General features: G+C 41.2%; 16 protein-coding genes and 1 pseudogene. 7 read left to right on the forward strand and 10 right to left on the reverse strand.

From position 1 onward, the window contains the following. Window positions 1-35 precede the first annotated feature (35 nt). Both AC4MCD_RS07450 and AC4MCD_RS07455 read left to right on the forward strand, forming a co-directional pair. On the forward strand, window positions 36-1,064 hold the full coding sequence (locus AC4MCD_RS07450) for a methionine synthase (RefSeq protein WP_491875835.1): 1,029 nt from the start codon (window positions 36-38) through the stop codon (window positions 1,062-1,064). Window positions 1,065-1,151: 87 nt separating this feature from the next. After that, window positions 1,152-1,646, forward strand: coding sequence for a flavin reductase (locus AC4MCD_RS07455; RefSeq protein WP_491875836.1), 495 nt, complete (start codon window positions 1,152-1,154; stop codon window positions 1,644-1,646). Between the two features lie 65 nt (window positions 1,647-1,711). Here AC4MCD_RS07455 and AC4MCD_RS07460 read toward each other — a convergent pair whose 3' ends face one another. Then, the gene (locus tag AC4MCD_RS07460; protein ID WP_491875837.1) at window positions 1,712-2,410 is read right to left on the reverse strand and encodes a DUF1826 domain-containing protein; all 699 of its coding nucleotides are present in this window, start codon (window positions 2,408-2,410) and stop codon (window positions 1,712-1,714) included. A gap of 225 nt (window positions 2,411-2,635) precedes the next feature. Here AC4MCD_RS07460 and AC4MCD_RS07465 point away from each other — a divergent pair. Together AC4MCD_RS07465 and AC4MCD_RS07470 are read left to right on the forward strand one after the other, a co-directional pair. Beyond that, a pseudogene (locus AC4MCD_RS07465) lies at window positions 2,636-3,100 on the forward strand (IS5-like element IS17 family transposase); the annotation flags it as partial. 168 nt (window positions 3,101-3,268) lie between these two features. Further along, complete coding sequence (locus AC4MCD_RS07470; protein WP_491875838.1) at window positions 3,269-4,129, forward strand: alpha/beta hydrolase; 861 nt, start codon at window positions 3,269-3,271, stop codon at window positions 4,127-4,129. Between the two features lie 119 nt (window positions 4,130-4,248). On the opposite strand, the gene AC4MCD_RS07475 is transcribed toward AC4MCD_RS07470, so the two are convergent. After that, entirely contained in the window at window positions 4,249-5,169 is a 921-nt protein-coding gene (locus tag AC4MCD_RS07475) for an alpha/beta hydrolase (protein ID WP_491875839.1), read from the reverse strand. Between the two features lie 250 nt (window positions 5,170-5,419). On the opposite strand from AC4MCD_RS07475, the gene AC4MCD_RS07480 reads away from it, so the two are divergent. Then, window positions 5,420-5,956 carry a TetR/AcrR family transcriptional regulator gene (locus AC4MCD_RS07480; protein ID WP_491875840.1) on the forward strand — a complete coding sequence of 179 codons (537 nt, stop codon included), beginning with the start codon at window positions 5,420-5,422 and terminating at the stop codon, window positions 5,954-5,956. Between the two features lie 532 nt (window positions 5,957-6,488). After that, window positions 6,489-7,823: an ISNCY family transposase gene (locus AC4MCD_RS07485; protein ID WP_491875841.1), complete on the forward strand. Its 1,335-nt coding sequence runs from the start codon at window positions 6,489-6,491 to the stop codon at window positions 7,821-7,823. A gap of 178 nt (window positions 7,824-8,001) precedes the next feature. Here AC4MCD_RS07485 and AC4MCD_RS07490 read toward each other — a convergent pair whose 3' ends face one another. From AC4MCD_RS07490 to AC4MCD_RS07500, 3 genes are all read right to left on the reverse strand, one after another. Beyond that, window positions 8,002-10,116 (reverse strand): TonB-dependent receptor domain-containing protein, encoded by a 2,115-nt coding sequence (locus AC4MCD_RS07490; RefSeq protein WP_491875842.1) that lies wholly within the window; start codon window positions 10,114-10,116, stop codon window positions 8,002-8,004. Between the two features lie 232 nt (window positions 10,117-10,348). Continuing rightward, window positions 10,349-12,751 (reverse strand): glucose/quinate/shikimate family membrane-bound PQQ-dependent dehydrogenase, encoded by a 2,403-nt coding sequence (locus tag AC4MCD_RS07495; RefSeq protein WP_491875843.1) that lies wholly within the window; start codon window positions 12,749-12,751, stop codon window positions 10,349-10,351. Between the two features lie 166 nt (window positions 12,752-12,917). Beyond that, on the reverse strand, window positions 12,918-14,165 hold the full coding sequence (locus AC4MCD_RS07500) for a carbohydrate porin (RefSeq protein WP_419365178.1): 1,248 nt from the start codon (window positions 14,163-14,165) through the stop codon (window positions 12,918-12,920). Window positions 14,166-14,976: 811 nt separating this feature from the next. Between AC4MCD_RS07500 and AC4MCD_RS07505 the strand changes: the two genes are divergently transcribed. After that, on the forward strand, window positions 14,977-15,576 hold the full coding sequence (locus tag AC4MCD_RS07505) for a hypothetical protein (protein WP_034706654.1): 600 nt from the start codon (window positions 14,977-14,979) through the stop codon (window positions 15,574-15,576). A 36-nt stretch (window positions 15,577-15,612) separates the two neighbouring features. On the opposite strand, the gene AC4MCD_RS07510 is transcribed toward AC4MCD_RS07505, so the two are convergent. The 5 genes from AC4MCD_RS07510 to AC4MCD_RS07530 all read right to left on the reverse strand — a co-directional run bounded on the left by AC4MCD_RS07510 (window position 15,613) and on the right by AC4MCD_RS07530 (window position 21,874). Then, a complete protein-coding gene (locus AC4MCD_RS07510; protein WP_491875844.1) occupies window positions 15,613-16,980 on the reverse strand; it encodes an amidohydrolase family protein in 1,368 nt (455 codons plus the stop codon). Between the two features lie 25 nt (window positions 16,981-17,005). Beyond that, window positions 17,006-17,926 carry an ABC transporter permease gene (locus tag AC4MCD_RS07515; RefSeq protein ID WP_491875845.1) on the reverse strand — a complete coding sequence of 307 codons (921 nt, stop codon included), beginning with the start codon at window positions 17,924-17,926 and terminating at the stop codon, window positions 17,006-17,008. Between the two features lie 24 nt (window positions 17,927-17,950). Continuing rightward, window positions 17,951-19,045: an ABC transporter permease gene (locus tag AC4MCD_RS07520; RefSeq protein ID WP_491875846.1), complete on the reverse strand. Its 1,095-nt coding sequence runs from the start codon at window positions 19,043-19,045 to the stop codon at window positions 17,951-17,953. Between the two features lie 15 nt (window positions 19,046-19,060). Beyond that, window positions 19,061-20,662 carry an ABC transporter ATP-binding protein gene (locus AC4MCD_RS07525; RefSeq protein ID WP_419374854.1) on the reverse strand — a complete coding sequence of 534 codons (1,602 nt, stop codon included), beginning with the start codon at window positions 20,660-20,662 and terminating at the stop codon, window positions 19,061-19,063. 111 nt (window positions 20,663-20,773) lie between these two features. Then, window positions 20,774-21,874, reverse strand: a complete 1,101-nt coding sequence (locus AC4MCD_RS07530; protein WP_180053304.1) for a BMP family ABC transporter substrate-binding protein — start codon at window positions 21,872-21,874, stop codon at window positions 20,774-20,776. Window positions 21,875-22,322: the final 448 nt, after the last annotated feature.

A 22,322-nucleotide genomic window follows, 5' to 3' on the forward strand; every position in this document is an offset into this window, starting at 1 on the left:
AATAAATTAACGAATATAGAGATAGAAGATTAGACATGAGCATTTTACTCCCAACATCTACAGCTGGCAGCTTACCGAAACCATCTTGGCTTGCCGAACCTGAGCAACTTTGGTCACCCTGGAAACTGGAAGGCGAGCAGCTTCTTGAAGCCAAGCGAGATGCTTTGCGCTTGTCCCTGCATGAGCAACTACAGGCAGGCATTGATATCGTCAGTGATGGCGAACAAACCCGTCAACACTTTGTGACCACCTTTATTGAACATCTGGAAGGTGTGGATTTCGAAAAGCGTGAGACGGTGCGTATTCGAAATCGCTATGATGCGAGTGTGCCATCCGTCGTGGGTGCTGTCGCTCGCAAGAAACCTGTATTTGTAGATGATGCCAAGTTCTTGCGTAGTCAAACTAAGCAGCCAATCAAATGGGCGTTGCCGGGTCCAATGACCATGATCGATACGCTTTATGATGCTCATTATAAGAGTCGTGAAAAACTGGCTTGGGAATTTGCAAAAATCCTGAATCAGGAAGCACTTGAACTCGAAGCAGCAGGTGTAGACATTATCCAGTTTGATGAGCCTGCATTTAATGTATTCTTTGATGAAGTAAATGACTGGGGCATTGCCACATTAGAACGTGCGCTTGAAGGTCTGAAATGTGAAACAGCAGTACATATCTGCTATGGCTATGGTATTAAAGCGAATACGGACTGGAAGAAAACCTTGGGTTCGGAATGGCGTCAATACGAAGCAGTGTTTCCGAAACTGCAAAAGTCCAAGATTGATATTGTTTCACTTGAATGCCAAAACTCTCATGTACCGATGGATCTGATTGAACTGATACGTGGTAAAAAAGTTATGATCGGTGCCATAGATGTAGCAACCAATCAAATTGAAACGCCAGAACAGGTTGCAGATACTTTACGTAAGGCGCTTCAGTTCGTGGATGCTGACAAGCTGTATCCTTCAACCAACTGTGGTATGGCACCTTTATCGCGTCAGGTGGCACAAGGCAAACTGAATGCTTTAAGTGCTGGTGCAGCCATTGTCCGTCAAGAACTGACAGCCTGAGTATTCATTTGTCTTAAGAGCTGTGTAAGGAATACATGTACTTTTACTGCTCTTCATCAAAGCGATAGTCAATTAGGAATTTAAGAGATGATTGAAGCGACTGACTTTAGAAATGCAATGTCCTTACTCACCACAGCAGTGAATGTCATTACAACCTCGGGTGAGACGGGAATGCATGGTTTTACGGCATCTGCCGTATGCAGCGTAACCGATACGCCACCGACATTGCTGGTCTGTATGAATCAGTCATCTCGATCACATGTGCATTTTATTGAAAACAAAATTTTGTCAGTGAACGTCTTGGGTCCACAACACGAACAGATTTCCAATGCATTTGCATCCAGCAAATTCAGTTCTGAACAAAGATTTAAACTAGGTTCTTGGACAACGCTAAAAACAGGTTCACCTGTATTAGGCGATGCATTAGTGAATTTCGACTGTGAAATCGAGAATATCCAACAAGTAGGGACACATAGTATCTTTATGTGCCGAGTGGTTGCGATTCAACGGAGCGAACAGGATCAGAGCCTGGTATATTTTAATCGTGCTTACCATTCCATTGGACAATTAGAATTTGCTTGAATATAAATGAGAAAAATGACAATAAGATAATATGGATTTTCTCATTTTTAAGATTTGTATCGAATTTAACAAATCAAAAGCAATCGGTATTCACCCTCATTTTCAACCGGAGCCCGATGTACACAAGGTAAGGCTCTTTGGGTGGGATGATCGACTGCCAATCGCCAAAGATGGCCTTGACCTAAATTTACAGGTTTTGCATCAGGCTTAGGTTGATAATGCAGATCAAAGAAATATTCTTCCAGAAAATCTTCAAATCTAGCTTCTGGGCCATCATATAATTCTTTCAGCTTTGCCCTGATTTCTGGAATTAGAATCTTTTGTTCCACCTGATCATTGGGCAAGATATCGCTTGCAGCGCCATGATAGGTACATAAGAAAGTATCTGTTTCAATCGGTGAGCGATCGACATGAAATGAGTAGACATCTGTAGTAATAAAATCAAGCTCATCATCCCGTTCATAGCATTTAAGCAGATTGAGTGAAGGAGAAGCGCCGTATTCAGTTAGTCGCTGTATATCTTTTAAAATAATCTCTCTTGCCATATGACCGCTTTGTGAAAGTTGGAGTTTCATCAGATCACGAATCGAAACTTCAGTCATATTTTCCTGTAAATAAAGCTTATTCACGATCTCGGCAAAATCACCCACTAAATTTCTAGACCAGCAAATCGCATTCATCTCACCCTTAAAATGCGAATTAACAAGTTCAGAAAAGTTTGAAACTACACGAATTTGTTTATTGTCTGAAAATTGATTATGCATGCTTAAGTGAAATGACTTATGTATTATGCCTAATATTACTCTTAGATTCCTCACAATAACTTTATGACCCATAAAAAAAAAGAGATTTTAAAACCTAAAATCTCTTTCCTTTCACAGCATCTTAATTTTCAGCTTGTGCTTTGGCTGCAATATTACTTTTATAGGGCTTTGTTGCACAAACCTATCTGTAAAGGCTTTTTCAGCGATATAATTTTCAAATGAAGAAGCCTACAAATACGCGCTATTCAGCTCACAACCAATAATGTCAGTGATTCACAGGTGCTTGGTGATTTACTTAATCAGATTCCACAAGATGAGCAGATTGACTCTGTTTATACCGATGGAGCTTATGACACCAAGCAATGCCGTCAGGTCATTGCAGATCGGCAAGCACATGCGGTGATTCCACCTAGAAAAAATGCGAAACCATGGAAAGATAGAAAGAGTAGCTCGCTAGAGCGAAATGAATTACTTCGAACAGTTAAACGTTTAGGCAGGACATTATGGAAAAAATGGTCAGGCTATCATCGCCGCAGTTTGGTGGAAACCAAGATGCATTGCATCAAATTATTAGGCGATAAATTAATGGCAAGAAGCTTTCCTAGTCAGGTGAATGAAATTCATGCACGTGTAGCAGTCCTCAACCGATTTACGGAATTAGGTCGACCACTTACCCAAATTACGCCTTAAATTTGGCTCAATTAGGGGCGCTTTGCATTTCAAATCTTTGTGCAACAAAGCCCACTCAAATTAATTTCTAAATTATTTGCTGCTTAGTTAGATAATAAGTTACGTAATAAGTGTTTTTTGCACTTATTACGTTCTCATATTAAAAAAATGTATTACAAGGAATGCGTAATGCAGATAAAAAATGTTTTTATTCCTGTCGAGTCTTTTCAAATTCAAGCTGATTTATATTTAAATCATAATGGCTTGCCCTTTGTTATTATGGCACATGGCTTGGGTGGTGATAAAAGTTGCGCTCTAGATCGTTATATTAAATCTTATCTGGAACAGGGTTATAACGTTTGCTGTTTTGATCATCGAGGATTTGGTAAGAGTAGTGGGAAGTATAAAAATCTTGTCGATAAAACTAGTCAATTGAAGGATTGGAAAGCAGTCATTCATTATCTTAAAAATGAGTTTAATTTGACTGAACAGGATTTTATCTTATGGGGCTATTCATTTAGTGGAGGACATGTCTTAACACTTGCAAGTGAGCAGAAGTATTATGCTGTGATTGCCAACTTTCCCCATGTAGACGGATTGGCAAGCCTTTTCAAATATCCGATCCAATACCTTTTACCTGCAACTTTCTTGGCGCTTACGGATATGTGTTATCGTCTTTTTGGAAAAGCTAAAAATATGAGTGTGGTTTCCCCAAAAAGGTTTGCAGTACTTTCAGGTAAAGATTGTTACGATGGCTATTATTCACTGATTTCAGAAAATCAAGACTGGGATAATCAGGTCCCTGCAAGAATTATATTAACAATTCCATTTTATCGACCGATAGCCATAAGCCATAGAATAAAAACACCAACGTTGATTGTTGGAGCTAAGCAAGATTCTTTAATTCCTATTTCAAGAACACGTAAAACAGCGCAACAATCAGAATATATTAAGTATTTTGAAGAGGATTGTGGGCACTTTGATCTCTTTCATCTGCCTTTTATCAATCGTATTCAATCAGAGCATTCGACATTTCTTCAACAGCTTTGATGAATTCAGAGACAGAAAGAAGTCTACAAGATCAGATACATCCTATGAAAACAGCCTAATTGATTATTAGGCTGTTTTCATTGAAGGCATTAGATCAATATCACCCATGTATTAGCTTTTTATGCATTTAAGCTTTTTAAAAAGTCTAATTGATAGCGTACATTTTTTGAGAAATAAGGTTCAAAGTATGGATCAAAATGATCTGCTTCCATTTCCACTACTTGAAGAAATGGATTCTTAACCTTTTCTATTTTTTTAGAAACGAAGGGAGCAACCGTATCTTGTGTTGCGCCAACAATCAACATAGGTACTTCCACTTGCTTTAAACGTTTCCAAGGACGATAAAAACCCATGGTGAGCAGGGAACGTGCAGTTACACGATTATCATATTCGATATTCAGCTTCTCTTTGGCAAGTTCCATTGCATTCCAGGCCTGATCACGATCCATGGCCCCTAATTGACCTGGTTGTGAGACAGTTGGGATACAAATTCGTTCTCCAGGTTTAATTCTATCCGCTAAACCGTAGCCAAAAAATTTAAACATTTGTGGCAGGGGAACAGAACGTACGGTACTGATCCCATCAAGCATAGGAACTTGAATAATTGCCCCTTTTAATTCAGGGTGTTTTGCGGCCAAATCCACTACATGTCCACCACCAAATGAAGTACCCCAAACAATAATGCTGTCCTCATCTACCTGAGACAAGGACTTCAAATGAGCTAATGCCTGGTGAGCAGTTTTTACTCTTTTCCAAGGATTAATATCTTGTCGAGGTAAGCCTGCACTGCGTCCCCATCCAGGATAGTCAAACTCCATCACGGCATAACCTTGGGCAACAAAGTGATTGATAAAAGAATCGGTCAATGCACCCTGAATACTTCCCCAACCACCAACCATAAGAATTGCTGGATGTTTCTGATTTTCTAAATCATTTGGAATATGTAATGTTGCCGAGCAAAGGACATCATCGGTTAAAAATGTAGATTCAAGGACAGATTTCTTGATATGTGAGGTATCAGGATATTTGCGGTCTGACATATATGTTTGCCTGCTCTTAGATTTTTTGATGGCTACCTTCCATCTCATTTTTATTGAAGAATGCACCAGAAAATTAAGCTTATTTTGATCAATCTATAGTGCATTATTATTCTTTTACGTTATCTTGAATGTTAATCAAGATAACTAAATTTAACTATATTCTTGAATAGTATTCAAGAAATATTTACGATGCTGTTTTGATTAGTTTTATGCGATAGCACTTTAATTACTAGAAGAGTGAGAAATCTGAATGGCCCGTAATAAACGTGTACAAGATCGGGAAGAAAAACAACAAGAGATCATCGAGGCTGCACGTTCGTTGTTTCTAAGTGAAGGGTATGATGCGACTTCCATGAGTCGTATTGCTGTTGAAGCTAGAGTTGCCCCAAATACAATTTATTGGTATTTCAAAAATAAAGATGAATTATTGGTTAGCATCCTGAATGCTGAGTTAACCAAGCATGTAAATGAATACATGTTACAAACCTCGCAGGATCTTTCTGAACGTTTAATCTGGGTAGTGGATCAACTTCAATTAGTGGATCGCTTAGTGAGTACTGTGCATGCAAGATTGAAATTTTCATCAGAACTGAAAGAGTGGCATGAGCGATTCCATATCATGGTTGAAGCTTTGTTTCGTTTAGAGTTCCAGCAAATTGGGGTGTCATCAGATCAGATTGAGGCTAGAGTTAAAATTGCAGTTTTTACAATTGAAGGGCTTTTAGCTCATCAGCTACCTGAACAAGAGAAACGGGCAATTTGTTCGGCTTTGAGTGCTAGTTGTTGAGGCCTAATCTAAAAGATTACCAAACAAGAATTTTGAGCAATTAGAATCAAAACCCACATTCGATTAGTTTAAGTTTTGCTCAATATAAAATTTAGACTGGCTTATAAGTATATGTCGGTTGAACTCGTTTAATTTCAGAGCGGGAGAATTATTTTAATTTTATAGATAAGTAAAATATCCAAGTTAGAAATCTTTTCAGATGCGTTTCTCTTGTAGGTAGGCGATACAAGAACCATCAACCCAGTTCATAAGACGAACTGGGTTGATACATTTGATAAAGCTAATTATGAAATTTTGCCAAAATGGGTTTTATTTCATAATTAGCTTTAATTTCTGATGAAAATTTCATAATTAACTTTCATGGACAACAACCACATACAGAAATAGGCTATATGCATAATATCCTATTTAACATAATATACATTATACGAAATACACTTGTTAGAACCCATTTAAAGTGTCTATATTCTCACCAATAAAAATGTCTGGTTTATGATGGTTTTTATCACCATGGACTGGATATAAAATATAGATGCTGATCACTATGTCTGACAAAGAAATTCAACGTCTTGCAGTTCTGCAAGACGTTCGAGATCATCGTATTACCCAAGTCCGTGCTGCTGAAATCCTGAATCTTTCCACCCGTCAAATTACCCGGTTATTGCAGAAGCTCAATCAAGATGGTGTTTCAGGCATGACGCATGCCAGTCGTGGTCAACCGGGCCATCATCGCCATGACGATTTATTAAAATCGCAATGTCTTTCCATTATTTCTGAACATCTGCTGGGCTTTGGACCTACCTTGGCGCATGAGAAGCTCAGCAGCATGTTTGACCTGAATATCCCGGTAGAAACGGTTCGGCGCTGGATGACTGCAAATGACCTTTGGATTCCGCGATCCAAACGTCTAAAACGCCCATACCAGCCACGCTATAACCGTGATTGCTTCGGTGAGCTGATCCAGATTGATGGCTCATATCATGACTGGTTTGAAGGAAGAGCCACCAAATGCTGTTTGCTGGTTTATATCGATGATGCTACCGGCAAGCTGTTGCATCTACGCTTTTGTGAGGCTGAAACGACCTTTGACTATATGCTTTCAACCCGAGCCTACATTGAGCAATACGGCAAGCCCTTGGCCTTTTATAGCGATAAACACTCGGTATTTAGAGTCAACCAGAAATCCAGGCAAGACAGCCAGATCACGCAATTTGGGCGGATTCTGAATGAGTTAAACATTGATATTATCTTCGCCAATTCACCCCAGGCCAAAGGTCGCGTAGAGCGAGCGAATAGAACCCTTCAGGACCGTTTGATCAAGGAGATGCGCCTGGAAGGCATCTGTTCGATTGCAGAAGCAAATGCCTGGTTGCCCTGCTTTATTGAGCAGTTCAATCAGAAGTTCGCCAAATGTGCGCGAAACTCAAAGAACCTGCATCGGCCATTAACCGAATCTCATCTTGAACTGGATGATATTTTTACCTGGCAGGAACCGCGTAAGGTCACCAAGAACCTGACGATTACCTATGACAAATGTATTTATCTGCTTGAACCGACAGAGCTGAATCATAAGCTTGCTGGGCAATACATTTCATTTCTGGAGTATCCGGATGGCACTGTGGCCCTCATGCATGAAGGACGAAAGCTCAACTACAGCATCTTCAATAAATTGGCTGGGCTGCAGCAAAATGAGATTGTTGAGAATAAACGGTTAGGTTCAGTCCTGGCGCATATCCAGCAACAACATGAAGAATTGGAGAAACAGAATAAACGTTCCCGTGCCAAGAAAAGTATGCCGAGCCGTAAAGCTCAGAAAGCCGATATTGAACAAAGAAAGTTAAATCCTGTGCTTGACTCTTGTGGTTAAAAACAGGACATTTTAAATGGTTTATCGCATAGACATTTTAATTGGTGAATAACAACACTATATGTTAGATTCAAATAGAAATGTCCGCCTTAGATTCGCACTTATTGCTGATCTTGGCGGACATACACATGTGAACATGGATCTTGAATAAATTGAGAAAGCTTAAGTCACATTTAAATTAAAACTCTTTTGTCACGCTTAATCCAGCACTCCAGTTACGACCTTCTGCAGGTTCATAGAAACGACCATTGCTTTCATTGACAATGACTGAACCTGAATAATCCTTATCAAACAGATTGTCTACGCGTGCAAACGTTTTTATAGACAAATCTTTGACATTCCAATTATAGCCTACATTAGCCCCAGCCACGGTATAACTTGGTGCAACCTCAGAGTTAATATCATTCACAAAAATCCGGTCTGAATAACGCACATCGAGACCTGCATTAAAGCCATTTTCAGGCTTCCATCCCAAACTAAAGAATGCCTGATTCTTAGCAATTCCAGGAATATAATTACCTGACGAAACTGCAGCTACTGTACCAATAGTTGGAATATCGGCATCAAATGTTGCATCAATATAGCTATAGCTGGCTTGTGCTGCCAGATCACGCCACAGGTCTTTACTCCAGGATAGTTCCAGTCCTTTTCTTAAGGTTTTATCTGCATTACGAAACTTTGCTCGCCCATCTTCGCTCCCAGCAGAAACAATATCATCATCTGTAGTCGTCTGAAAAACTGCGAATATAAAATTACCAAAGCGGTTAGCAGATTTCAGACCAATTTCATAAGTTTCGCTTTCAGCAGCTTTTAAACCAAGGGTTTCATTACTGTCATTTGCTGGGTAAGCCATTTCAGTAAAGGTCGGTGTTTCAAAACCTTGTGCATAGCTTGTATAGGCCATTAATTCAGGAAGAATTTTCCAGCTTAAAGCAACTGAAGGTAAAAGTTTCTCATAAGTAGTTTTACCTGAGTTATCTTTATTTTCACCTACAATATAATGATCTTTAGTTTTAAAATGTACATTGCTATAACGCAATCCAGTATCCAGCGTTAAATCAGGTACAAAGTTATAAGAAGCTTGTAAATAAGGGTCTGCACTCCACAAAGTATTATCTTCATCTCTACGAAGCTCACCTTTAACTCCTAAAGTGCTACCAATGAAGTTTTTATATCCTTTACGATCTTCAGTCATGCCATCAATTGCAACACCTGCAATCAGTTTGGTATTAGGAAGAATATCTTTGCCTGTCCAGCGCAGGTCTGCGCCGTAAAACTGACGGTCAAAGTCAATGACACCACCAGCTTGCTGAGGTTTATTTTGAGCAACATTTTTAATTGATTGATATTGAGTAACTTCACGCTGCCCCCAATATGCCATACTATATAGTTCTTGCTGATCACCAATTGGCTTGTTCCAGGTCAGACCAGTCTGAAATTGCTCAATTTCTTTACGAGCATTATAATCACGTACATTATCAACAACTTGTTTGGGATTAGCCTTCCATTGCTCACGAGTTAAACCACCTGGATCATCTGCTGTAATTTTGACATAGTTATTGACCCAGTTAATTTTAGAGCCATCCTCCAGATCCCAAGTCAGCTTGGCATTATTCAGGACTTTATGTGCACCGCTATGGTCACGGAAACCATCCGTATCAAAATAAGATGAACTGATGATATAGCTTGGTTCAGAAGCATTCTCTGAACCACCTTGTAGCACCAGGTTCGTTTGGCCTTTATTCTGACTGCCACCCGAATATCCTAAAGTGACTGAATCAGGTCCCTGTCCTTCACGGCTTTGTGTCAGGATGGTTCCGCCAGAAGAATTACCATATAGCGAGGAAAATGGACCACTCAACACTTCAATATGATCCAGACTATTCAGGTCAATATTCGAGGTTTGCCCCTGCCCATCCGGCATAGTCGCAGGAATACCATCGACATATAAACGTACTCCTCGAACACCGAAAGTCGAACGTGCACCGAAGCCCCGCATTGAGATCTGTAAATCCTGAGCGTAATTTTCGCGGTTATTCAGCTGCAACCCTGGTACACCTTTTAAGGTTTCAGAAAGGTTTACATTTAAGCTATTTTGTTGTTCCTGATTCAGATAATAGGCAGATGCCGGTGTTTCCAGAATGGCACGGTCTGTACGGGTTGCTTCAACCACAATGGGAGCCAGTCGCTGTACCTCTGTAACCGGTTCTTCCGCATAAATTCCTTGACTGATACAAGCAATCAGACAGGATAAAGTCGATTTCATCGGTAACCGCGTGGTATGAAGATGCATAGCTAATATTCCTGATATCTGGCATTCACTCATGCCATGGGAGTTCAAACGTTTTAAAAGTGTCTTATTAATTTTGAAGACTCAGCATCTGCAAAAGATCAAACTGAATACTTGCAGGAAAGCCGAGCTAAAGGTTCATGATTTTATAATCAAGCTTTATTGTCATAACAGCCTGTATTTTGCATAAAAAAGCCTGACGAATCAGGCTTTTTTACTTAACTATAAAACTTCATTATTTATTGTCAGGTAGTGCATAGGCAACCAAAGAGTCACCCATTTTGGTACCGAAGGAACCATGGCCACCCGCCATAATCACAACATACTGCTTACCATTGGCTTCATAAGTCATTGGCGTCGCTTGACCACCTGCAGGTAGACGACCTTTCCACAGCTCGTCACCATTAGTCACGTTGATCGCACGGATGTAATTGTCTTGAGTTGCACCAACAAACATCACATTACCCGCAGTCGAGATTGGACCACCTAACATCGGTACACCCATTTTGAATGGAGGCAATGGAATACCTGGCATACTGTCACGGATGGTACCGATACGACGTTTCCAAGCGATCTCATGATTGGTCAGGTCAACACCAGCCACATAACCCCATGCAGGTTGCTTACATGGCAAGCCGAATGGAGACAGGAAGGCACTGATTTCTACGCCATAAGGCACGCCATACATTGGTTGTACGCCCGCTTCTGTACCTGCACCTTTGGCAGTTTGCTCACGGTTAGGATCAGCAGGAATCAAACGAGTCACGAATGGCAAACCAATTGGATTGGTCAATGCAATTTGACGATCTGGGTTGACTGACATACCGCCCCATTCGAATACACCGAGGTTACCTGGGAACACCAACGTACCATTTTCAGATGGAGGTGTATAAATACCGTCATAGTTTAATTTCTTGAACGATACACGACACATCAACTGGTCAAACATAGTGGCACCCCACATGTCTTTATCAGTCAATTTATCTTTAGGTGCCAGGTCAAAGTCAGAGAATGGTTGAGTTTTTGAATACCACTCGCCCTTAGTTTGCGGACCACGTTTTACTGACTGAGGTACTGGTTTTTCAGTAATCGGAACGATCGCTTCACCTGTACGACGGTCTAACACAAAGGCATTACCGGTTTTGGTCAGCACATAGATCGCTGGAACCATGTTCCCGTTTTTGTCTTTGATATCAGTTAATGTCGGTTGAGCTGGTACATCCATATCCCAAAGGTCATGATGGGTCGTCTGGAAGTTCCAGATCAATTTACCAGTTGACGCATTCAGTGCCAGCATTGAGTTCGCATAACGCTCATCTAGCTCAGTACGGTGACCACCGTAGATATCCGGTGTACCTACACCTGTTGGTACATAGACAATATCCAACTGTGCATCATAAGCCAATGGTGCCCATGCGTTTGGCGAATTGTTTACAAATTTTTGTCCTGGAGCTGGAATCGCGTTTGGATCTTCTGCGCCAGTATCAAATACCCATAATAATTCACCGGTATTTACGTCATAACCACGGATCACACCTGAAGGTTCTTCAGTTGAGTAATTATCAGTGGTTGAACCCGCGATAATGATGGTTGTACCTGTAATTACTGGAGGTGAAGTCGGGTTATAACCGCCTGGATATGGGAATGGCATATCTTTTTGCAGATCAACTTCACCATTGTTACCAAAGTCAGAACATACTTTACCCGTAGTCGCATTCACTGCAACCAGGCGTCCATCATTGACTGGTAAGATCACTTTTTGAGGACATTCAGCAGAAGTTGTTGAGCGTGCAGCCAGACTGCTTTCAAAACCTGCAGTATTGTTCGCATCATAATAAGATACGCCACGACAAGTTAAATGCTGGAAGGTATTGTCCGCTTTCAGTTTAGGGTCGAAACGCCATTTTTCCTTACCAGTTGCAGGATCGAGTGCAATCAGATATTGGTGAGTTGAACACATGAACAGGTTGTTCCCCACTTTAATTGGAGTCACCTGATTAGTCGTTTCACCAGAGTCTTTATCTGTTTTAGTATCGCCAGTACGGAATTCCCAAGCCAGTTCAAGATCTTTTACGTTTTCAGAATTGATCTGTTTTAATGGAGAATAACGTAAACCTGACTGAGTACGACCATAAGCAGGCCAGTCTTCATCGGCAATACCCGGAATGGCTTGATGGACTGCAGGTTGTTGTGATTTTAATTCGCCACGGATTTCTTGCGGGTCATTAAATACAGAATAAATCATGACAGCAATCGTAATTGCCAGAGAGCCTGTCAGCGCCATTTTTGCAGCTTTGCTGTCACCAAAACCGCGAGTCACTGCAGGAATCAGCAGAGCCAGACCAAACAGGCCTAAAATATCTAGACGTGGTGCCAGTGCAAAGAAGTCTGAACCCACTTCCCAAAGACCCCATACCACTGTACCAAGGACCAATACTGCATAAACAATAAGGGCTGTGCTTTTACGTTTTTGTAATAACACGGCTGTCGCCAGGAAGAACAGACCGGCAATGATGTAGTACCAAGACCCACCAAGTGTTGCCAGATATATTCCTCCAAATAGCAGAACCAAACCGAAAATGGCAGCAATAGCTGCCAGAATCGTTTTCAGTACTGAACCTGAAGACGAAGTATTCATATTGAACACCTTTTTTTTGATTTCTTGAACGTCTAAGCACTTAAGCGGCATAGACACCATATTGTTAAGTTCTTAGTTATAAATACATGAATACTTGGAGTATCAGTTCATCAATACCCCAACGTAATGGAAGAATCAATTGTGTATTTGCAACTAAAAACTCCGATTAGAACGACGTATTAAACTTAATTCCACCCACCCAGACATTTTCACCGTCTTTATATGCACCGACATGATGGACATATTGCAGGTTTGGACGGATGGTCAGCCAGTTAGTTGCATGAATGCCGTAATAGATTTCCGCATCGACTTCTTCACTACGGTTACCCAATACATCATTGTTCATATTGATACGGGCAACACCCAAAGCGATTTCATCCTGTGGACGGGCATCCATCACACCTTTGTAGACAAGACCGATATTTTGCATATCACTAACTTGGTTGGTTTTAGAATCATGAACAGTGACGTTCACGAAACCACTTAAACCACGAGAAGTATCCCCAGGATGTGCAGTGATTTGTTGTTTCGCTACGATCCAGCCCCCGTGATGATGACCTTTAGCATCTGAATTTGTATCAATGACATCTACATCAGCGGTGCTGTAGTAATAACCAGCACGATATTCACCTGGCAGTTTTTGCTCACCCAGTTTCGGTGTCCAGACCACTTCTGCAGGAATGATCGCGCCTTTAGAGCCGTCTGTGCTCAGGTTAAAGCCTTTGCCACGATTCTCAGCATTTTCAGGATTGTATTCATAAACCCCTACCTGAGTATAAACTTCCGGGGTAACGTTATATTTAACCCGCGCAGCCCATTGAGAAACTGGCCAGTTATACCATTGATCCCCTACCCAGTTACCCACTTGTGAACCGCACAATGCCAGATTCTGGAAATCACAATCGAAACTGTTAAAGTCTTCACCTTCACCAAAACGTCCGACTTTGACATCCAGTTTTTGATCCAGGAATTGTTTCTTGATCCAGAAATCTGTTAGACGCCAGGTTTGACCACGACCCCATACTTCCTGTACTGAACTTAAATGTCCTGTAAGCGCATCAGAAGTATTCGAAAGATTACGGCCATCACGATGAGTCACCGTAATTTGTGCTTCAGTGCCTTGCCAGCCAGCAATTTTTTCCAAGTCTAGATGAGCACCCAGGTTTAACTGACCGGTATATTCTGTGCCATGGCTATTTGAGCGTTTCGCGTCAAGTAAAGTCGCCATTTCACCTGTATATCCAAAGCTAAAATCATAGCCCTGCTCTTGAAGCTGGATACGTTGACCATTCCAGTCACCCAACATCCACGGACTTTCTGCACTAAATGCATCAGCGGCCTGGGTAGTTGTATTTGCCAATAGCAATCCAACTAAGGATGTATAGACAGCCTTAGATAAGGGAGAAATAGACATTAAATGCTTCACCTTAATCACGTTTTTACTAAATATAGTACACTAATTTAATTTTATAGTTTCAAATAATGAAGGAAAAGTATTAATAATGTTATGAAGTTTAGCTAATCTAATCCTTTTGTTAATTTTAATTTAAGAAAATTTTAAATTTTAAATTCAATAATTTAAGAGAAAATAAATATAATATTAATAAAAATAATACCACCTATAAATAATTCTTCTACATCAGTTCTTTTGTACAAAAAATTACCAATTCGAATTGCGTAACAAAAAAAACATTTGGTCTTTTGTGCATTTTTCATACTGAAACTTGATGGTCATCGCCTTTCTATTCTTGAGTTTCTTAGCGAGGAAAATTGAAAAAATCTGGTTTTATAAAGGTATCTATAATCATTAAATGAGATAAAGAGTGATCTATACTAAATAAATAAAGTTTAAATATATGTAAAAATTAAAATTATTGGCTCTTTATAGTTGATTATAGATGTATATCTTGTTTAATCTCTTCTATCAAGATTCTTATTGACCACCTTATATAGGCTTTATCTTTTAATGGGTGATATTGAGTAAATCAAGTAATGATCATTAACTTTATTGAATCGCTACAAAATATGTAATGATTCGAGTTTAAAACTAAATAAAAAAATATTTTAATAATAAATATTAAATTTAAAAACAATAATTTGTATCAATATAAATATATTATTTATTTTAGAGTCTACCGAAATATCTTCCTTTATTCCTACTTGCAATTAAAGCTTTTCAGTCACATGATTAAGTGATCAAGGCTGCATATCAAGTGAGTAAAATCATGACGCCTGAACAACGCTTCCAGGCCATTTTGGCCCAATCCAAGCAGCATGATGAAGAAAAATCCCAGCGCTCAAAGCTGGAAAATAATCTGATCGTGCTCAGTCATGAACTGAAGGAACTCGCAGAACGCATTGAGGAACAAGTCACTGATCTCATCTTCGCTGAAATGGATCATTTTCTAGAATCTCAAGGCTGGAATTCAGAATTTATTAATACCAGAAATAAAAGATATACCCTGAATGAAAAAAATATTTATCTCAGCGCGCTTAAGCCAGCGATTGGAAAATTTTTATTTGTGATTAAGCATGACCTGTTTGAAAATACTGAACATCAGGTGGAAGCCTGCTTTAAGGATAGTACGACCTTGAGTCATTTTAAAACTGCCATGCAAGGTGGAGATCTTAAAAATGATATCCCGATCAAGGCGCTTGAAGAATGGTTAAAAGGCTTGCAGTTGACACTGCAAAAATTAAAAGCTGAAAGTAACAACCTTCAGGCTGATGGTCTGACCTATGAAGTGATCAAGGTCGGTCAGATCCATCATAAAAGACTGCCTAACTTTATCGAAGCCTTTTTATCCATTCTGGAGCATAGATAAGTCTGTTTAAAGTTAGGGTTGGTTTTTAAACTTTATTTACAGGCGCTGTAATTCATTGACCGCACTTCCCTGTTCTGCGAGCCATTTCGTGCGTCGCTGGAACAAGGCTGGAGCAGCCTGATTGACCTGATCAATTAAGATTTGCAGATCAGCACGTACCAGTTTCCGGTTTTCTACTACCACTTGGCCATTCACCATCGTCATATGTACATCCTGTCCTTGTACTGCATGCACTAGGTTGGTATGTAAATTAAATAACGGGCCTTGATCGATCAAGGGGGTCATTCTTGGAGTTGCAATATCTACTGCAATAATATCGGCAAGTTTTCCAGCTTCTAACGAACCAATCTGATCCTGCATACCTAAGGCTTTGGCACCTGTCCGAGTTGCCATCTGACAGACTGACCATGAATCGAGTGCTGCGGCATCTAAACCGGAAAACTTCGCCAGTAATGAAGCCGTTTTCATTTCTTCAAACATATCCAGGTTATTATTTTCTTTCTCGCCGTCAGTACCCAATCCTACAGCAATGCCATGTTTAAGCATTTTCGTAATGGGTGCAGCTCCAGAGGCGAGTTTCATATTCGAGATCGGATTATGTGCAACACCAACATTATAGTGTTTTAAGATTTCGATCTCTGTTGAATCGGCCCAGACACAATGCGCTAACAGACATTGAGGCACATCCAGCATACCCATTTGCTCCAGCGTCTGGATCGGGCGCATGCCATAACGTCGAAGGTTTTCTTCGACATCAAACTTGCTTTCGTTGCTATGCGTGTGAAAGCCAGTCTGATATTCATGACACATTTTCTGGATACGTACCAAGGCCTTTTCTTCAGCATAAAACAGATGCTCTAGGCCAACCCAGACCTGAATTCGTCCATTTTCAGCTTGATGCCATTTTTGAATTAAAGCTTCATTGCTGTTGAGGGTTTCAAAATAGTTGTGATCTGGATGTTCAGCCACATAGGGCACCAGCACTGCACGTATACCTAATTGCTGTGCTGCCTCGGCACTACCCTCCATATAACGCCACATATCCACAATGGTAGTCGTGCCGGATAGCAGCGCTTCGGCATAACAGAGATAAGAGGCAATTTTGGCATCTTCCGGAGTCACTACCCGATGCATCGGGTCAATAAACTGTTGCAACCAGTCCCAGACTGGCAGACCCTCGGCTGTACCGCGTAGCAGGCCTGAGTGGCAGTGGGTATTAATCAAACCCGGCATCAATAAACTTTTGGGATACTGAGTAACTGCAGCTTCAGGATATTGCTGAGTTAATTCCTGTAATGTTCCTACCTGTTTAATGAGAGCACCATCAATCAGGATGGCACCATCTTTAATACAGTCCAGGTTGGAATTCATGGTCAGGACATAATCTGCGCTTATAATTTTCATAAAGTAATTCCTGAGATTTGTCCGATTAAAGGCTAAAGGTTTTGCCGAGTGATGCTGGTAAATTGAGTTTCAATAACCTCTTGTCACGTGAAATGAGGACTAAGACGACAATCGTTGCAATGTATGGCAATGCCGATAACAGTTCATTCGGTACTTCTAGACCCAGAGCCTGGGCATGAAACTGTAAAATCGTTACACCACCAAACAGATAGGCACCCAACATCAAACGCGTTGGTTTCCATGCAGCAAAAACGACTAAAGCAATTGCAATCCAGCCGCGTCCTGCAACCATATTTTCAATCCACATCGGCGTATAAACCGTAGATAAAAAAGCACCGCCAATACCTGCCATCGCACCGCCAAACATGACTGCACCATAGCGAATCGCCAGCACGTTATAGCCCATGGCATGTGCGCTTTCCGGAGATTCTCCTACTGCTTTCAATAACAAACCTAAACGGGTTTTACTCAGTACCCACCACACCAGTACAAAAGCAAGAATGGACAGATACACCACATAGTTTTGCTGGAACAGGACTGGTCCTATGAATGGAATATCGGTGAGTCCCGGAATTTTGAGATTTTCCAGACCCGGTAAGGCAGTACTGACATAATTCTGTCCAAGAAAGGCTGAAATCCCGATCCCAAAAATAGTGAGTGCCAGACCACAGGCAGATTGGTTGGTGCTTAAAGACAAGGTAAAAAATGCAAAAATCAGTGCCATCAATGTGCCTGCCAATCCGCCCATAAATAAGGCGCTGGCGACACTGGCTTCATACTGGCTAGCGAAAGCAAATCCGGCAATGGCACCGACCAGCATCATGCCTTCTACCCCAAGATTGATGACACCGGTACGCTCTGCTACTAGCTCACCCAGTCCGGCAAAGATTAAAGGCGTTGCCGCAGCGACAGTTCCGGCAACAATTGCGGTTAATTCAATACTCATGTTGTTATCCTTCTTCTGTCTGGTTCAGGCTGCTTGCGCAGTGGTAATGGTTTTTTTGACTTTCTTTTTGGCAAAACGGTAGCGGTTTTCAATCAGGGCATCTGAAGCCAGCAGGAAAAATAAAAGCAGGCCCTGGAAAATTCCGGTAATGGCGACTGGGAGCTGCAACTGCATTTGTGCCAGTTCACCACCTAAATAGATCAGCGCCATCAGGAAACCTGAAAGTACGATTCCAATTGGATTTAATCGGCCAAGATAAGCCACAATAATGGCTGCATAACCATAACCTGGTGAGATATTCGGATTGAGCTGGCCGATTGGACCTGCTACTTCACAGATTCCGGCAATCCCCGCCATCAGGCCGGAAATCCCCAAACTTAACCAGATAGCTTTTTTAGCTGAAAATCCTGCATATTGAGCTGCCAAAGGTGCCTGACCACTGACTTCTAGTTTATAAGCCATCAGACTCTTACGGATAAAAACCCAGAACAGCACCACTGCGATGATCGTGATAAAAATTGAGGCGTTAATCCGTGTGCCTTCCATAATCAGCGGCAGGGTCGCGCTTTCCGAGAACATTACGGATTGTGGAAAGTTCATGCCATCTGGATCACGCCATGGGCCATTAACCAGATACATCAGCAGAAAAAATGCCACATAGTTCATCATTAAGGTGGTCAGGGTTTCTTGTGCATTAAAATGGGTTTTTAGCAGCGCTGGAATCAGACCCCAAATTGCACCACCAATCGCACCCATAATCACCATTAAAGGTAAAATCCACCAGCCGATCTGCTCATGAAACAGGATGGCAATACCACCGCCAAAGATGGCCCCCATAGCCAACTGCCCCTCGGCACCAATATTAAACAGACGGGCACGAAACCCAACAGCCAGACCCAAGGCAATTAAAATCAGCGGACTGGCTTTAATTATCAGTTCACTCAGATTATAGACTGAAGTCAATGGCTCAATAAAAAAGATATATAAAGCCTGAGCAGGATTCACCCCAAGCATTAAAAACAATAGGCTACCTACTACCAGCATGGCGAGTAATGCAAGCACGGGTGAAAGCCATTTCATCAATTGAGAAGGATGTTCTCTAGGTTCTAATAAATGCATATTTACACCTCTTCTCTACGCATGTACTTCATGGACAGGCTCGGACTCAGCTAATATTGCTGGATCTGCCTGAATACCTGACATGAGCAGGCCAATCTGTTCTGCATTGGTATTTTTAGCCGGAACAGGTGCTGACAGCTTTCCACCAGCCAGAACACAAATCTGGTCGCTAATTTCAAACAGTTCTTCCAGCTCTTCTGAAATCACTAAAATCGCAACACCTTGACGAGAAAGATCAATCAGGGTTTGACGGATAAACATCGATGCGCCGACATCAACGCCCCAGGTTGGCTGGGAAATAATCAGCACTTTGGGCTGTTGCAGGATTTCACGCCCTACAATAAATTTTTGCAGATTCCCACCCGAAAGGCTGCGGGCTTCAGCTTGTGGTCCTGCAGCTTTTACCCCGAATTTTTCGATACATTGCTGGGCAAAAGCGACAGTTTTCTCAAACTGGATAAAGCCCCATTTGTTTAAACCCTGACGAAAAGCAGTCAATAAAGTGTTTTGTGCCAATGTCATATTCGGCACAGCACCCCGACCTAAACGCTCTTCCGGAACAAAGCCCAAGCCTAGATCACGTCGCTGGCCTGCACTGAGTTCAGAAATATCATGATCTAGTAGAAAAACCTGACCTCTTTTCGCCGTTTGCTCACCTGAAAGCAGTGCCAATAATTCAGATTGACCATTACCCGAAATACCGGCAATGCCCAGAATTTCACCCGAATTCAGGTTGAGTTGAATATTGGATAAGGACACGCCAAAAGGATCATCAGTTTCGTAATTCAGGTTTTTCACCAGAAACAGCGTGCGATGTTCGCCTGTATATTCAGCATGCGCATAAGTCGGCAATTCCCGGCCAATCATTAATTTGGCCAGTTCACTGGTACTGTTTTCAGAAGGCAGTACATAGCCGGTGACTCTACCATTACGCAGAATCGTCGCTTCATCACAGAGTTCTTTGATTTCATGCAATTTATGGCTGATATAAAGAATTGAGACACCTTGCGAAGCCACCAGTCGCAAAGTTTTAAATAACTGACGTACCGCTTGTGGAGTTAAGACTGAAGTCGGTTCATCTAAAATGAGTAAGGACGGATTTTGGAGTAGACAGCGGATAATTTCGACCCGTTGTCGCTCACCAACCGATAAAGAAAAAACTTCACGCCGTGGATCTACCGGCAAGCCATATTGTTCTGATACTTCGGTAATTTTAGCCGCTAAGCTTTTTAAATCTATTTTCTCATCCAGACCTAATAAAATATTTTCAGCCACGGTCATGGTTTCAAATAGGGAAAAATGCTGGTACACCATGCCGATGCCCAGTTTTCTGGCCATCGACGGACTTTCTATCTGTACTTCTTTGCCATTCCAGACGATATGACCGCTATCCGCTTTGGTCGCGCCGTAGATGATTTTCATCAAGGTACTTTTACCAGCACCGTTTTCACCCAGGATGGCATGAATTTGCCCAGGTTGGACTTTTAGATTAATACTGTCATTTGCTTTCAATGAGTTATAGCTTTTGCTGATATTAATCAGCTCCAGTCGTGGAATTTGCTGCTCATTGAGCGATGACGTTTCGATGTCATTTGACATGTGAGGCAGATCGCTCATAACTCAGTCTCCACTCATTTTGGCCCAGTCCATAAAGTGATTCATGGACTGGGGGATGATTTTTCAGGATTTACTTTCTTTTATTTTTAAGTCATACACATAGTGAAAGAATTATTTAGGTAATGAACCTTCAACCCCTTTCACATAGAAGTTCATTTTTCCAAGCGCTTCATCTGTCATTTTGCCGCCTTTGGCAATCACCAAAGTTCCATCCTGTTTATAGATTGGGCCCTGGAATGGATGTAATGTGCCTTTATGAATCGCACTTTGTGCATTTAAAGCAGACTGTTTCACCTTGGCAGGAACAGCAGGTCCGAAGTTTTCAATTTTCACTGCATCCTGTTTTACGCCATACCAGAGAGCGGCAGGTTTCCAGGTTTTATTAGCCACTTGCTGCATGGCTGGGGTATAAATTTTTTCCCAGTGCAATACTGAAGCAGCCAGATGCGCTTTAGGACCAAATTTGCTCATGTCTGAATCCCAACCAAAGGCATATACGCCTTTTTGCTGGGCAGCTTGCACGACTGCTGGCGAATCTGTGTTCTGCATCAGCACATCAGCTTTTTGAGAAATCAGCGCCAAAGCCGCATCACGTTCTTTACCCGGGTTAAACCATGAGTTCACCCAGATGACTTTGGTTTTGACTTTAGGATTGACGCTTTGTGCACCTAAGGTATAGGCATTAATATTACGAACCACTTCCGGGATCGGGAATGAAGCTACAACGCCCAAGGTGTTGGTTTTGGTGGTTTGCCCTGCCACTACACCCAGCATGTAAGCACCTTCATAAGTACGCACATCATAGATGCCTAGGTTTTTCCCCTGCTTATAACCGGTCGCGTGCATGAATACGGTATTTGGGAACTGTTTCGCGACTTTTTCCATCTGGTTCATATAACCAAAAGAGGTCGCAAAAATCACTTTATTGCCCTGCTGTGCCAGATTACGAATCACACGTTCAGCATCGGCCGTTTCAGGTACATTTTCGATATAAGTCGTCTTAAATTTTCCGCCCAAAGCTTTTTCAGCTTTAATACGCCCCTGATCATGAGAATACGTCCAGCCATGGTCACTGGTTGGTCCAATATAGACAAATGCAGCTTTATCGACTGCAAAGCTCTGACTGCTGATCCCCAAACCAATAATTGCAGCCGCAATTACAGGCAGTGAAAATTTTTTCATTATCTTTTTATGTTTGGACATATTCAGCATAAATTGCCTCCGTGAATGCCATTTGAGTTTTATAAATAGCGGCTTTAAAAGATCTGAATCGACATCAAAAATTTTACTGATTGCTATATTTCTATTAATTAGCAACTTCTATTCCAATTCGGTTCAAAAAATAGAACAGGCGGATTGCAAGACACTTATAATTTTTAGAATGATCTGTTCTTTTATTTATTTTTATTAATTACAGAGATTTAGAGAAAATTATTGGTATAAAAAAGTTTAATAATTAAGAAAGTAAGCCGAGAAATATAGATTTCGGTCTTAGCCAATGAGCAAAGCTGCTAGAAAACTAGGCTCAACTCAAGACTGAGAAATTAATAAGACCGAATATTTAAAAATTCTTGTGATTTTCTTTTGATCTGCGCTAGATAAGTGCGTTAGCTCTAAATCGTGTGCGCTAATAAATGGCGTATAATTGGCAATGCACTGA

This window comes from Acinetobacter sp. CAU_H_78, from assembly GCF_058599365.1.

Excerpts from the sequence above, each read along its gene's own strand:
- AC4MCD_RS07510 (WP_491875844.1), bottom strand. The coding sequence starts at position 16,980 with ATGAAAATTATAAGCGCAGATTATGTCCTGACCATGAATTCCAACCTG.
- AC4MCD_RS07495 (WP_491875843.1), bottom strand. The coding sequence starts at position 12,751 with ATGAATACTTCGTCTTCAGGTTCAGTACTGAAAACGATTCTGGCAGCT.
- AC4MCD_RS07490 (WP_491875842.1), bottom strand. The coding sequence starts at position 10,116 with ATGCATCTTCATACCACGCGGTTACCGATGAAATCGACTTTATCCTGT.
- AC4MCD_RS07455 (WP_491875836.1), top strand. The coding sequence starts at position 1,152 with ATGATTGAAGCGACTGACTTTAGAAATGCAATGTCCTTACTCACCACA.
- AC4MCD_RS07530 (WP_180053304.1), bottom strand. The coding sequence starts at position 21,874 with ATGCTGAATATGTCCAAACATAAAAAGATAATGAAAAAATTTTCACTG.
- AC4MCD_RS07485 (WP_491875841.1), top strand. The coding sequence starts at position 6,489 with ATGCTGATCACTATGTCTGACAAAGAAATTCAACGTCTTGCAGTTCTG.
- AC4MCD_RS07460 (WP_491875837.1), bottom strand. The coding sequence starts at position 2,410 with ATGCATAATCAATTTTCAGACAATAAACAAATTCGTGTAGTTTCAAAC.
- AC4MCD_RS07480 (WP_491875840.1), top strand. The coding sequence starts at position 5,420 with ATGGCCCGTAATAAACGTGTACAAGATCGGGAAGAAAAACAACAAGAG.
- AC4MCD_RS07505 (WP_034706654.1), top strand. The coding sequence starts at position 14,977 with ATGACGCCTGAACAACGCTTCCAGGCCATTTTGGCCCAATCCAAGCAG.
- AC4MCD_RS07515 (WP_491875845.1), bottom strand. The coding sequence starts at position 17,926 with ATGAGTATTGAATTAACCGCAATTGTTGCCGGAACTGTCGCTGCGGCA.
- AC4MCD_RS07520 (WP_491875846.1), bottom strand. The coding sequence starts at position 19,045 with ATGCATTTATTAGAACCTAGAGAACATCCTTCTCAATTGATGAAATGG.
- AC4MCD_RS07525 (WP_419374854.1), bottom strand. The coding sequence starts at position 20,662 with ATGAGCGATCTGCCTCACATGTCAAATGACATCGAAACGTCATCGCTC.
- AC4MCD_RS07475 (WP_491875839.1), bottom strand. The coding sequence starts at position 5,169 with ATGTCAGACCGCAAATATCCTGATACCTCACATATCAAGAAATCTGTC.
- AC4MCD_RS07500 (WP_419365178.1), bottom strand. The coding sequence starts at position 14,165 with ATGTCTATTTCTCCCTTATCTAAGGCTGTCTATACATCCTTAGTTGGA.
- AC4MCD_RS07470 (WP_491875838.1), top strand. The coding sequence starts at position 3,269 with ATGCAGATAAAAAATGTTTTTATTCCTGTCGAGTCTTTTCAAATTCAA.
- AC4MCD_RS07450 (WP_491875835.1), top strand. The coding sequence starts at position 36 with ATGAGCATTTTACTCCCAACATCTACAGCTGGCAGCTTACCGAAACCA.